Source organism: Paucibacter sp. KBW04 (assembly GCF_003852425.1).
GTDB lineage: Bacteria > Pseudomonadota > Gammaproteobacteria > Burkholderiales > Burkholderiaceae_C > Paucibacter_A.
Genome location: NZ_QAJN01000007.1, coordinates 28,150 through 40,869, shown reverse-complemented (window position 1 = coordinate 40,869; position 12,720 = coordinate 28,150). Strand labels below are relative to the sequence as shown.

At 67.1% G+C, this 12,720-nt stretch carries 9 protein-coding genes; 5 read left to right on the top strand and 4 right to left on the bottom strand.

From position 1 onward, the window contains the following. Window positions 1-21: 21 nt before the first annotated feature. The gene (locus DBR47_RS08385) at window positions 22-693 is read right to left on the bottom strand and encodes a PEP-CTERM sorting domain-containing protein (RefSeq protein ID WP_197046942.1); all 672 of its coding nucleotides are present in this window, start codon (window positions 691-693) and stop codon (window positions 22-24) included. A gap of 226 nt (window positions 694-919) precedes the next feature. On the opposite strand from DBR47_RS08385, the gene DBR47_RS08380 reads away from it, so the two are divergent. Beyond that, window positions 920-3,217, top strand: a complete 2,298-nt coding sequence (locus DBR47_RS08380) for a winged helix-turn-helix domain-containing protein (protein ID WP_124448890.1) — start codon at window positions 920-922, stop codon at window positions 3,215-3,217. Here the strand turns inward: DBR47_RS08380 and DBR47_RS08375 are convergent. Both DBR47_RS08375 and ypfH read right to left on the bottom strand, forming a co-directional pair. After that, a complete protein-coding gene (locus DBR47_RS08375) occupies window positions 3,210-4,814 on the bottom strand; it encodes an ankyrin repeat domain-containing protein (RefSeq protein WP_124448888.1) in 1,605 nt (534 codons plus the stop codon). The two genes, DBR47_RS08380 and DBR47_RS08375, sit on opposite strands and share 8 nt — an antisense overlap. A gap of 194 nt (window positions 4,815-5,008) precedes the next feature. Then, the gene (ypfH, locus tag DBR47_RS08370; RefSeq protein ID WP_197046941.1) at window positions 5,009-5,746 is read right to left on the bottom strand and encodes an esterase; all 738 of its coding nucleotides are present in this window, start codon (window positions 5,744-5,746) and stop codon (window positions 5,009-5,011) included. Window positions 5,747-5,870: 124 nt separating this feature from the next. On the opposite strand from ypfH, the gene DBR47_RS08365 reads away from it, so the two are divergent. Both DBR47_RS08365 and DBR47_RS08360 read left to right on the top strand, forming a co-directional pair. Then, window positions 5,871-6,341, top strand: coding sequence for a (2Fe-2S)-binding protein (locus DBR47_RS08365; RefSeq protein WP_370454889.1), 471 nt, complete (start codon window positions 5,871-5,873; stop codon window positions 6,339-6,341). Continuing rightward, the gene (locus DBR47_RS08360; protein ID WP_124448884.1) at window positions 6,338-8,617 is read left to right on the top strand and encodes a molybdopterin cofactor-binding domain-containing protein; all 2,280 of its coding nucleotides are present in this window, start codon (window positions 6,338-6,340) and stop codon (window positions 8,615-8,617) included. The genes DBR47_RS08365 and DBR47_RS08360 overlap by 4 nt, the downstream gene beginning before the upstream one ends. Here the strand turns inward: DBR47_RS08360 and DBR47_RS08355 are convergent. Next, on the bottom strand, window positions 8,614-9,120 hold the full coding sequence (locus tag DBR47_RS08355; RefSeq protein ID WP_124448882.1) for an outer membrane protein assembly factor BamE: 507 nt from the start codon (window positions 9,118-9,120) through the stop codon (window positions 8,614-8,616). The two genes, DBR47_RS08360 and DBR47_RS08355, sit on opposite strands and share 4 nt — an antisense overlap. 224 nt (window positions 9,121-9,344) lie before the next feature. Here DBR47_RS08355 and DBR47_RS08350 point away from each other — a divergent pair, with 224 nt between their 5' ends. Together DBR47_RS08350 and DBR47_RS08345 are read left to right on the top strand one after the other, a co-directional pair. Continuing rightward, window positions 9,345-11,444 (top strand): bifunctional diguanylate cyclase/phosphodiesterase, encoded by a 2,100-nt coding sequence (locus DBR47_RS08350; RefSeq protein ID WP_124448880.1) that lies wholly within the window; start codon window positions 9,345-9,347, stop codon window positions 11,442-11,444. After that, complete coding sequence (locus DBR47_RS08345; protein ID WP_124448878.1) at window positions 11,441-12,697, top strand: ABC transporter substrate-binding protein; 1,257 nt, start codon at window positions 11,441-11,443, stop codon at window positions 12,695-12,697. The genes DBR47_RS08350 and DBR47_RS08345 overlap by 4 nt, the downstream gene beginning before the upstream one ends. Window positions 12,698-12,720 lie beyond the last annotated feature (23 nt).

The window sequence follows — 12,720 nt, the reverse complement described above, 5'->3', positions numbered from 1 at the left end:
GAAGGTGGGGTGCGGTCGATTTCAATTCCTGGGCGTGGTGGCGCTGCGGCGACGCAGGCCTAGAGCCAAAAGCCCTGTGGCCAGCAAGGCCCAGGCGCCGGGTTCGGGCACCGGGCTCAGGCTGGCGGCATAGGCCACGTCGTCGATGGCAAAGCTGCCCGAGCAGCAGCCCTGGCCTTCGAACACGATGCGGTTGAAGGTCTGGTCTGAGCTGAAGCCGATGAACTGCAAGTCCGTGCCTGCCGCGATGGGCATTTCGCCCACATGGCGGTAGGAGCCAAAGCCCTCCAGGCTGTCGGCATCGACCCTGATGCTCGCGGGCGCACGGCTGAACCAGGCGCCGAAGGCCTTGATGGGCTCGGCAAAGCGTAGATCGGCCCAGGCCCCGTAGCTCACGTCGATGAATAGATTGCTGCTGCCGTCCGAGGGCAGGCGGGTGGCGGGGGCATCCAGGGTCCAGGCCCCCTGCACGGCAAAGTCGCTCAGCATGAGGGGGCTACCTCCCCCGCTCTGGTCGACGGTGAAGGCGTTGAAGGTCTCGGTTTTGACCGTGCCTGCCGCAGCCAGAAAACTGGCCAGGCTCGTGTAGGTCTGTGAGGCCGCTTGGGCGCTGGCGCTGGCGGCGAGTGCGGCGCACAGGGTGCAGGCCAGGGCCAGGGGCTGTAGCATCGATGGGCGTTTGAGATCTGGCATGGTCGTTCTCCTTGAGGCCTTGGGGGACAAGGCTTGGTTAAAAGTGCCTGTGGACTTAGGGGGGGATCCGCGCCGGGTCTGCATGGACATGCCTGCAAAATCGCCGGGCTTGGATTTCTTTGGGAAGCCATGGTCGCTGAGGCCTGTCAGGCCGGGCTGATGAAACTCTTGCGCTTTTCTGAAGGATTTCTTTGTCAATGAAATCAACGGTTTACCGAAAGTTCTCATGAGTGATGCCGAGCTCGCAGCAAGGCCGTCCGGGCCACTCAAGATCGGCGATTGGTGGGCCGATCCGCAGCTGGATGAGCTACGCCGTGGCGATCAGGTCGTCAAACTGGAGCCGCGCAAGATGCACTTGCTGATGGCTTTGGCGCGGCGGCCGCAGCAATTGGTGACCCTGGATCAGCTGCTCGATGAGGTCTGGGCCGACCTGGTCGTCACCCCCAGCTCGGTGTATCAATCCATTTCCCAGCTGCGCAGCGTGCTGGGCGATGACGCCAGCCAGCCGCGCTACATCGTCACCGTGCCGCGCAAGGGCTACCGCCTGGTGGCCGAGGTCAGCGAGTGGCAGTCGGAGCCCGCCCCGCCGCCCAGCGTGGCAGCGGCGCCGGCACCCGAGGCGCAGGCAGCCCCCGAAGTCGTGGCGCCTCCGGCGCCTAGCCGGCGTTTGCTGCTGGGCGGCTCGGCCGTCGCCGCTGGCTTGTTGGGCTTGGGGGGCGCCTGGCTTTGGCAGCGCAGGGTGACCCCGGGCGGGCAGGAGATCATGCTGGCCGTGCTGCCTTTTGGCGATGCCTCGCCCAAGGCGCTGGAGCAGCCCCTGGCCGATAGTCTGGCCGAGAGCGTGATCCTCGCCCTGTCACAGCACCGGCAGATTCGCGTGGTCGCCCGCAGCACCTCGTTTCAATACCGCAATCCGCAGGCGCTGGCGCCGCAAGCCGGCCAGCTGGCCATCACCCATGTCTTGGGCGGCGAGCTGCGACGTTGGCAGCAGGGCCTGCAGCTCAAGCTCAGCCTGCATCGCGCGGCCGACAGCGAGCAGCTCTGGCAGCAGGTACTGGATGCGCCTTCGGCGGCCTTGGCCAGTCTGGCCCTGAGCGCCGCCAATGCGGCCTTGCAGGCTCTGGGCCAACCGCCCCTAGCGGCCGGCACGAGCAGCCCGCCCCTGGCCGATGCTTATGAGCTGTATCTGCTGGGCCTGCACCACCAGCGCAGCGGCCAGATCGAGGGCATTCTGAAGGCGCGCGCCTATTTCCAGCGCGCCATCGACAGCGATCCCGGCTTCGCCCTGGCCTATGTGGGCCAGGCCGCGAGCTGGATCGCCGAGTACCACTACGGCAGCGGCCTGAGCTTTCGCGCCATGGATGCTCGCGCCCAGCCCCTGATCGACCGCGCCCTGCAACTGGACCCCGAGCTGCCCCTGGCCCTGGGCTTGCAAGGCCATCTCAAGGCCAATCTCAGCCAGCATGAGGAAGCGCGTCGCTGGCTGAGCCGAGCGGTGGAAAAAGCCCCCAGCGATGCCAGTCTGCTGAACTGGTCGGGTAGCAATGAATCCGACGACGGCTGGCCGGCCCGTGCCCAGCCCTTCTTCAGTCAGGCGGCGCGACTGAGCCCGCTGGCGGTGCAGATCCAGCACCGCGCTGGTTTGGCGGCCATTCATGCCGGCCAGTACCAAGCGGCGGAGGCGGCTTTCCAGCGCGCCATCGGCCTGGCACCCCAGCATGCCAATGGGCATTGGGGTCTGGGCATTCTGGGCTTTGCGCGCGGGCGTTTGGCCGATGCGGTCCTGGGCTATCGCAAAGCGCTTTTGCTCGATGGCAAACGTGAGGCGCTGTGGGGCCAGCTGGCCTGGCTCTATCTGGACCTCGGGCTCGCCGACGAGGCCGCGCGCGCCTTTGCCCAGTTCGAGGCCTTGAGCGCCACCCCGGCGGCCGCCCGCATGGAGGCGGCCCGCCAGTGGGTGCGAGCGGGGGACCCGGCAGCCCTGGCCCTGGCCTTGCAAGCCCAGCCCTTGAAGCCCGCCCAGGCCGCGCTTGAGCGCTATGCCGTCATCGACGCCGCCCTGCTACAGCTCTGGCTGGGGCAGCCGCAGGCGGCGCTGCGCTCGCTGGAGTCCGTCATCGGCCTGGTGCTGGCCGACCCGGTGCCGCTCTATAACAACTGGCTGAGTTTTCAGGGTCACCATATCTTGCTCGATGTGGCCACGATTTACAGCGCGGCCGGGCAGCGGGACAAGGCCGAAGCCTTTATCGAGCAGGCCTCGGCCTTTGTGGAGCGCTATGTTCGGCAGGGCAATGTTTGGCACGCGGCCGGCTATCACCGGGCACGTGTGCTGGCCTTGCGAGGTCAGGTCGAAGCCGCGCTAGCGGCCTTGGAGGAGGCGGTCAGGCTGGGCTGGCGACGCGGCTGGTGGCTGGCCCAGGATCCTGCGCTACAAGGCCTGCGGGAGGCCCCGCGCTTCAAGGCCTTGCTGGCCCGTATCGAGGCCGCGAATCAGGAGCAGCGCGGCAAGCTTTTGCTCAGCTGATGGCCTCGGTCTCTTCCAGCCACGCCTGCAAGGCCTCGGGCAGTTCCTCCCGCTCCTCCTCGGTAGGCCGAGGCGCCCCGGCCGCCAAGAGCCGCTGCAGCGTGGTCAGATAGTCGCCCCCGGGCTGGGGCAGATGCACGGCGGCATGCAGCAGGCTGCCCATCGCATCGCCGCCGTAGCCATTGCGCTCCTGCCAGCTGGCGCCGTGTTCCAGCAGCGATTGCACCAGGGCGGCGTCGCCATTGAAGGCGGCCTGGTTCAGGGCGCTGGCCTCCCAATCACCGCGCACCGCGATCGGCCAGCCTAGCGACAGCATCAAGGCCACCGAATCCCGCGCGCGGCGCTGGGCTTGGTCGGGCAGTAGGCGTAGCTCATGCGCGCCCAGTTGCTGCAGGAGTTCGGCTTGCTCGGCGAGCAAGGCCTTGGCCCTGCGGGCATCGGCGGCCGCGCAGGCGGCCAGGAAGCGCTCCTTGCGCGAGGGCAGTTCCGGCTCCGCGCCCTGCGCCGCCAGCAGCGCCAGCGCCGCACTTTCGCCCAGCAGGGCCGCTAACGTGGCGGGCTTGCGGCCCTCGGCGTCGCGAGCCGAGAGGTCGGCGCCATGGTCGATCAGCTGGCTCAGGCAGGCGTTGGAGCGGCCTCTGCGCAGGGCGTGGTGCAGGGCTGCACCGCCTTGTGGGCCGGGCTCGTTGACGTCGGCGCCCAGGCTCAATGCCAGGCCGAGGCCGCTGGGGTCTTCAAAGTCCAGCAAGCGCAGAAGCGCGTTCGTGCCCTGCCAGCGTGCGCCATGCGCGATCAGCTGGCGGATCTGCAGGGCGGCACGGGGGCGCTCGCTGTCTTCGCAGGCGTGATACAGCGACTCCTCATCGTTGGGGTTGGCTCCGGCGGCCAGCAGTACGGCGGCAAGCGCCGGGCTTTGCGCCCGGGCGATGGCGCCGTAAAGCAGCGGCAAGCCGGGCGAGGGCTCGACTTCAGGGTCGGGCATGCGCAGGGCGTCGAGCGAGCTATAACCCTGTGCCAGCAGGGCTTGGGCGCTGCGCATCAAACCTTCTGCCCAGGGCTCGCCGAGGCGATGCAGGCTGGAGAAGCACACGTAAGCCAAGGCGGGCGCATCGAAGGGGGGCAGTCGCTGGCCGGCAGCGGGCATGCGTTCAAGCGATTCCAGCTCGCCCTTCACCAAGGCCAGGGCCGGGCGCAAGTGTGCTGGGCAAGGGCCGCGCATGCGTTGCATCAGCGCCAAGGCGCGTTCAGGCTGCGGGCTGTCCCAGCCGCGGCCCAGGGCCAGTTTGAGGATGCGGGTGACCAGGGCTGCTTGGTCCAGTAGGCGGGCTTCTTGTTGCGCCGTGACGGCGCGGTGCAGGGCGGGCCAGCTGGCAAAGCCCAGTTCGCGCGCGATCACCAGCTGGGCAAGGCTGAGCGTGGGTGGCGCGGCGCCATGCTCGCCTTGATAGGGCGCGGCGCGCGTCAGGCTGGCGGCCTCGGCATTGCGCCAGCCGCGCAGCAATTCGCGCGCTTGGCGCTTGAGCTGCTGCAGATCGGCAGAGTCGGGAAGGGTGGGCTTGCTGGGCTGAGATGCAGCCGCGGTGTGGCTTGTGTTCACAAAAAACCTCCATGCGTATCAAGCCTGCGATCCGCGCGATCAGGCCGCACAAAGGCAAGACAAGCGGCAATGGAAGTGCGGACGGAGTTCTTGCTGAAGAACGCGCGTCCGTCCGGGTGGCCTCGGGCCTGCCTGCGGATCCAGCAGCGCCCCGGCTGGCGCTGTGGGCGCAGTGTGCCATAAGGCAAGGTGGCTCAGTGCTTGGTTTGCTGGTCCTGCTCGGCCGCCGCCGCTTGCGCCGCGCGCCACAGGCGTGCGGGCAAAAAGGTACGCAGCTGTTCCATGGCCTTGTCCACCAGCTTGGGGTGGAGTTCGTGGCCGACGCCGGGCAGTACATCGGCGGTGATGTCGGCGCCCAGGGACACCAGGGTGCGGGCCATGTTCACCACCGGCGGGTAGGGCACCATGGCATCGTCCAGGCCGTGCAGCAGGTGGATGGACACCTCATGGGGCGCGTGTTTCGGCAGCCGCACATGGCCGCCCGAGAAGGCCAGCACCCGGCCGGCCAAACGGTCTTGCGCTTGCACCGCTTCCAACGCCAGGGTCGCACCTTGCGAGAAGCCCGCCAGGGCGACGCGCTCCCAATCGAGTTCGAAATGTTTTGCCCAGGCCTGCACGCGCTGCACCAGGGCGGGCAGGGCTTGCTCCAGGCGCTCCGCCAGGCGCTGCTCCAGGACTTCCGCGTCCAGATCATTCAGACCCTCGACGGCAAACCAGGCCTGGCCGCCTTCGGCCAAGCTCAGCGGCCCATTCAGCGAGACCAGGGCCGCCTGCGGGTACTGAGCGCGCAGGGCGGCGCGTACCGGCTCCATGCTGGCGGCATCCGCACCCAGGCCGTGCAAGAGCACAAAACACAGATCCACCGGGCCACTGGCGGGCAGATGAACAAGGGCTGGCGGAATGTTCGACTCTTGCGGGGTGACGGAATTCATGGTGGCGGCAGGCGTTTTCTGTAACAAGTTCAGATTGTCGCTTGTGAGCCAATCTCTCGGTGAGGCCTGGGCTATGCTGCGCCGTCCCATGGCCTCATCGGCCGGGCCAGAAGGAGTCAAACACGTGGAATTGAAGGTCAATGGTCAGAGCATGGCGCTGCCCGAACATGCCAGCGATCCGGCCATGCCCCTGCTCTGGGCCTTGCGGGACGGCCTGCATCTCACCGGCACCAAGTTTGGTTGCGGCGTGGCCGCCTGCGGCGCCTGCACCGTGCATGTGGACGGTCAGGCTGCACGGGCCTGCGTCACACCCTTGGGCTCGGTGCAAGGCAAGGCCATCACCACCATCGAGGCCCTGGGCAGCGCCGAGCATCCGCATGCCTTGCAGCTGGCCTGGTTGGCCGAGCAGGTGCCGCAATGCGGCTATTGCCAGAGCGGCATGCTGATGGCCGCCGCCGCCTTGCTGGCCAAGAATCCCAAACCCACGGACGCCGATATCGACGCCGCGATGACGAATCTCTGCCGCTGCGGCACTTACCCGCGCGTGCGCCGCGCCATCCAGCAGGCCGCTGCCCTCGGAGGGGGCAAGCGATGAAGCGCCGCAGCTTGCTGCTCAGCGGCCTGGGCGCCTCGGCCGCCCTGCTGGTGGGCTGGGGCTATCTGCCGCCGCGCAGCCGCCTGGGCCATGCGGGCAGCCTGAGCCAGGTGGAGGGCGAGATCGGCCTGAACGGCTGGATCAAGATCGCCGCCAATGGTGATGTGATCCTGGCCATGAACCGCAGCGAGATGGGCCAAGGCGTGCACACGGCCCTGGCGCAATTGGTGGCCGAGGAGTTGAGCCTGCCCTTGGCACGGGTGCGCCTGATGCCGGCGGGCCATGAATCCATGTACGGCAATATCGCCATGTTCGTCGGCAGCCTGCCTCTGCATCCGCGCCAGACCGAGCCCGGCCATGCCAGCCTGGGGGCGCGCCTGGGCCAATGGACGGTGGCCAAGCTGGCGCGTGAATTAGGCATCAATGCAACCGGAGGCAGCAGCAGTGTGGCCGACGCCTGGGAGCCGCTGCGCTGGGCCGCGGCCACCGCCCGCCAGCAATTGCTGGGCGCCGCCTCCCTGCGCTGGAAGCTGCCCCTGCCGGAGCTGCTGCTGGAGGACGGGCTGATCAGCCATGTCTCCGGCCCCAGCGCGCATTTTGGCGAGCTGGCCAAGGAGGCCGCGGCCACGCCGCCGGGGGAGGTCAAGCTCAAGCCCAAGGCCAAATGGAGCCAGATCGGCAAGCCCCTGGCGCGCTCGGACCTGGCCGCCAAGGTGAATGGCAGCGCCGTCTTCGGCATCGATGTGCGGCCGGGCAAGGATCTACTCTTCGCCGCCGTGCGCCACAGCCCCATGCTGGGCGGCGGCTTAGGCGTCGTGCCCGTCAATGCCTTGTTGCAGCAGCCTGGCGTCTTGCGGGTGGTGCAGCTGGGCACGGTGGCCGGTAGCCATGCGGCCGTGGCCGTGGTGGCACGCAATAGCTGGCATGCACAGCGCGCGGCAGCATCCATAGAAATGGCCTGGCAGCAACGCCCGGCCGGAGCCTTGAACACGGCCGTGATCGAAAGCCGCCTGGCCGATCAAGCCCGCGAGGCGGCCGAGCAGGGCTATGCCTTTTTCTCGCAAGGCGAGGTGGACAAAGCGCTGGCGCAGGCGCCGCGCAAGCTGGAGGCCTTGTACGAGGCGCCTTATCTGGCCCATGCCACGATGGAGCCCATGAATTGCACCGCCTGCGTCAAGAACGGTCGGGTGGAGGTCTGGGTGGGCACGCAGGTGCCAGGTCTTGCCAGGGCCGTGGCAGCGCGGGTGGCGGGCGTGGCCGAGGAGGCCGTAACCCTGCACCTGACCTATCTGGGCGGTGGCTTTGGCCGCCGACTGGAGGCCGATCATGTGGGTCAGGCCGTGCGTGTGGCCATGGATACGGGCGGTGTGCCGGTGCAGCTGCTGTGGTCGCGCGAGGAGGACATGACGCATGACTTCTACCGCCCGGCCGGCGCCGCCTTTTTGCAAGCCGGCCTGAGCGCCGAGGGCCAGCCCCTGGCCCTGCGGGTGGGCAGCGCGGGCGATGCGATCACGCCGCGCTGGATGGAGCGGGTGATCCCGGCCCTGGTCGGCCCGGTGGAGCCGCCCGACAAGACGGCCAGCGAAGGTCTGTTCGACCAGCCCTATGCCATCCCGCACCAGCGCATCGCGCATCAGGCCACGCATAGCGGCGTGCCCATTGGCTTCTGGCGCTCGGTAGGCCATTCCCACAATGCTTTTTTTATCGAGAGCTTTGTCGACGAGTTGGCCCATGCGGCCGGCGCCGACCCCCTGGCTTATCGGCTGGCGCTGCTGGAAGGTTTGCCGCGCCATGCCGCCGTGCTTAAGCGTGCGGCGCAAGAGGCGGGCTGGGGTCAGGTCTTGCCTAAAGGATTGGCACGTGGCCTGGCCCTGCATGAGAGCTTTGGCAGCATCGTGGCCCAGGTCATCGAGCTGAGCAGCCAGGACGGCAAGCCGCGCGTGCACCGCGTGGTCTGCGCCATCGATTGCGGCGTGGTCGTCAACCCCGGCATCGTGGCTCAGCAAATGGAGAGCGCGGTGATCTTCGGCCTGACGGCCGCGCTCTACGGCCGCGTCGACATCAAGGACGGTGTGGTGCAGCAGCGCAACTTCCCCGACTACCCGCTGCTCACACTCGCCCAAACCCCGCGCATTGAAACCCATTTGATGGCCAGCGAGCTGCCGCCCACCGGCGTGGGCGAGCCCGGCACACCACCGGTGGCGCCGGCCTTGGCGAATGCCTGGTTTGCGCTGACGGGGGAGCGGCGTCGCAGCTTGCCCCTCCTCGCAGGCTAGCCACCCTCCAGCACCCGAGGGTCGTCCGTGCTGGCGCTGCTTTGCACCTTGTGCTCGCGATCAAACTTGACGCTGAAGATCTTGCGGCTCTGGCCGTCCAGATAGCGCCACTCCCATTCCTCCTCATCGGGCTTGAGGGCGTAGCGATGGGTCTTGGCGTGGCGGCCTAGGATCTGGCTCACCTCGGCCTGGGTCATGCCGGGCTGGATCTTGGCAAAGTTGTGCGGCGCCAGCAGCTGGCGCAGCGAACTCATCTTGCCGTCGGCGCCGATGATGATTTCGTAATTCGTGCTGCCCTCGGGCTGGCGCGGGTAGGCCAGGACCTTGCTGCCATCGGCCCGCTCGGTGATCTGGGCGGGCTCGCCAAACTGCTGGCGTACATCGGCCTCGGTGGAGACGCCCTCGTTGAGCTTGTCGGCACGCTGCTGATCGCAGCCGGCCAGACATAGCCAAAGCATGAGCAGCAGGGGCGCTAGACGGGCGTGGACGGTCTTGATCTGCATCACGGTCTTTCCATGGCTGCGAGGGCGTATGGGAGGGGTCAATGTACACCGGCTCCCACGCTCGCATAGACAAGCCTGGCTTCGCAAGGTCTACTTGCAAATCTGCATTGTCAATCTGACGAAGGCAAGGGGGCGGGCGCCCCTGTTGCGTGCAAGAACGGAGGTTCGCGGGTGAAGCTGGCTTGGCCGAATCAATCTCTCAATGCGTCTGTGGCGGTGGCGGTATGCGGACCTCGCTGAGAAGCCGCCTGCGCCTGCCCCATGGCGGCGAAGGCCTGGCCGGGCCCCTCGATCTTGACAAGCCCTTGGGCTTGATCCGGCGCGGCTATTTTTTGGCGCTAAGCATTCTGGCCCTGCTGGTATTGGCCAACTATCTGATCATCAACGCCATGATCCAGGCGCAGACCCATGCGGTGGAGCTGACCGAGATCGTGACCAGCCAGCGCGCCAGCCTGCGTCGTGTGGCGCAAATCGTTGAGCTGGTCCTGCGCACCCAGGAGCAAAGCGCGGGCGGCGCGCGTTGGTTGGTGGCTACCCGGGCCGAGCTGGCCGAGCTGGCCGAGCGCCTGGACAGCAATCGCCTGGCCTTTGACCAGGCCTTGTCCAAGGACCAGGGCGTGCTGGTGCGCTGGCTCAGCGGGCCCTTGATCGATGCGAGCCGCGCGCAGCGCTTGGCGCAGATGAGTCGGGAGGCGGCCCAGCATGTGCGCAAGTTTGCTGCCCTGGACGCCAATCAGGTGCAGTGGCGGTTCTCGGTCTGGGCGCCCATCGAGCTGGCCCTGGCCTCGGACGGGCCCTTGCTGAGCGAGGTCGACAGTCTCAGCAGCGAGTTGTACCGGCATGCGGTGGAGCGAGCCCAGCATTTCCAGCGTCTGCATCTGCTGCTGGCGGTGGTCAGCCTGCTGACCTTGTTGGCCGAGTATCTGATGATTTTCAGGCCCATCCTGCGCCGTCTGCGGGAGCGCAATCGGCACATCGGCCAGATCACCGATCAGCTGCGCCATCAGGCCAGCCATGATTTATTGACCGGCGCGGGCAATCGCCTGCTGCTGCAACAGGTCTTGCAAAGACTCGGCCAGGGCAATGGCCAGGCCCAGTCCTATGCCTTGTTCTTGCTCGATGTGGATGGCTTCAAGACCATCAACGATTTGTTTGGCCACGCGGCCGGCGACCATGCTTTGAAAGTCTTGTCGACGCGGCTGAAGGCGAGGCTGGGGCCGGAGGATGAGTTGTTCCGCACCGGGGGCGACGAGTTCACGGTCGTCGTCGTGCCCGCGCCGCGCGATGCCCAGGCCATGCAGGATTTGGCGAATCGCCTGCGCGAGGAGGTCAATCAGCCCGTGCACTTCGAGCCGCATGAGTTCCAGTTGCGCGCGGCCATAGGTGGGGCGGCGGTGTCCAGCGCGGCGGCGGAGGGCGGCGATGTGCTCAAGCAAGCCGACTTCGCCCTGCGTGCCGCCAAACTCTCGGGCCCCGGCGGCGTGCGTATTTTTGATGGGCGGGATGCCAGCCTCAGCGCTGCGCGTGAGTTGCAGGCCCAGCAACTCAGCAAGGCCTTGCCCCAGGGGCAGATCAAGGCCTACTACCAACCCATCGTCGACATTCACAGCCGGCGCATCGAGGGCGTCGAGGCCTTGGCGCGCTGGCATACCGACGACGGCCAGGTGCTGCAGCCGGCCGATTTCCTGCCCACCTTGGAGGAGTTCGGCATGCTGGACCAGCTGACCGTGGCCATCATGCAGGCGGTGGTGGCCGACCGCCAGGCCTGGCGCAGCCAGGGCTTGATGCCGGGCTTTGTGAGCGTGAACTTCCCGGAGGTGAGTCTGGCCGACAAGGGCTTGCTGTGGCGGCTTCAATCGTTGGCCGGGAGTGAGAGCCTGGAGTGGTTGCAGGTCGAGGTGTTGGAGACCGTCTTGCTGAGCCGCAGCACCGACCTGATCGAACGCAATCTGCACGAGTTGGCGCGCCAAGGGGCTCAGGTGGCGCTGGACGATTTTGGCCTGGGCTATGCGTCCCTCAACCATTTGCGCAGCTTTCCTTGCACCTCGATCAAGATCGACCGCAGCTTTGTGGCCGCCATGCTCAAGGACTCGGGGATCTTGCTGATCGTGCGCGGCATGATTGATATCGCCCTGGGCCTGGGGCTCAAGGTCACGGTGGAGGGTATTGAGAATATGGCGCAGCACGAGGTGTTCACCGTCTTCCCCGAGGTGCGAGGCCAGGGCCGTTTGTATGGCGAGGTTTTGAGTGCACAGGGCTTGAGCCTGCTGTTGCAAGTGCAGCAGTCGCGGGCGGTCGAAGACAAGGGCGAGGCCGAGGCATGAAGGCCGTCTTGCTTGTTTGCTCTTGGGCACTGAGCCTGAGCTTGGGCAGCGCCAGAGCGGCCGACGAGGCCCCGCGCATCGAGCTCGCGCATTACTGGATCTCGGCCAGCGAACGCGCCAGCCTGGATTTGATCGCGCAGCAATTCAAGGCCGGTGGTGGGCGCTGGTCCGACACGCCCTCGCCCGACTATGAATTGATGAAGCGCGACGCCGTCATGCGCATTGCCGCCGGCTTTCCGCCCGCCGCCATGTGGTTGGGGGCCGAAGACATCGCCAGCCTGGGCGCGTTAGGCCTGGCGACACCGCTCAACGATATGGCCCAGCAAGATGCCTGGCAGACGCGGCTGTACGGCTTCGTCCTGCCCGAGTTGCGCAATAAGGGCGATCTGGTCGGCCTGCCCGTGACCCTGCACAACGAGAACTGGGCTTGGTTCAATGCCAAGCTCTACCGTCGCCTGCATCTGCCCCTGCCCAAGACCTGGGACGATGTCCTGGCCCAGGCCCCCGCGTTTGTGCGGGCCGGGCTGATGCCCCTGGCCATCAGCGATCAGGCCTGGAATGTGCGTCTGCTCTTCACCACCTTGATGGCCGGCGCGGCTGGGCCCGAGCTGTACCGGCGCCTCTACGTGAAAGAAGACCCCACGGTCTTCGACGAGCCGCGGGTGATACGGGTGCTGGAGATTCTGGGCCAGTTGCGGGCCTATCGCCCGCCCACCGGCAAGGTCAAGACCTGGAACGCCGCCACCGCCCTGGTCATCCAAGGCCAGGCCGCCATGCAGGTGATGGGGGACTGGGCCAAGGGCGAGTTCAAGTCGGTCGGCACCGGCGCGGATCAGGACTTTGTCTGCGCCCCCGTGCCCGAGGCCCAGCAGAGTTTCATCACCGCCATCGATATGCTGAGCTTCCCAAGGGTGCGCGATGCTTCCAGCCAGGCGGGGCAGCGCCTGCTGGCCAAGCTGATTCTGGAGCCGCGCTTGCAGGCCGCTTTCGCGCGCAAAAAGGGCTCATTGCCTGTGCTCAAGGACATCCCGGTGACTGAGCTGGACGCCTGCGCCGCCGACAGCTTGGTGCGCTTGAACAATGCCGACGCGAGGCTGGCCAGCCCGCGCTCGACGACCAGCGAGCGGGCCCGCATCGAGATGCAGGACGAGGTGGGCGCGTTTTGGATGCGACCCGAGATCACGGTGGCCGAGCTGCGCCAGCGGCTCAAGCAAGCCATGCGTAAAAACCAGGGCGCTGGCAAGGCCGCTTAGCCCAATTTCTGGCCGAGCGCCGC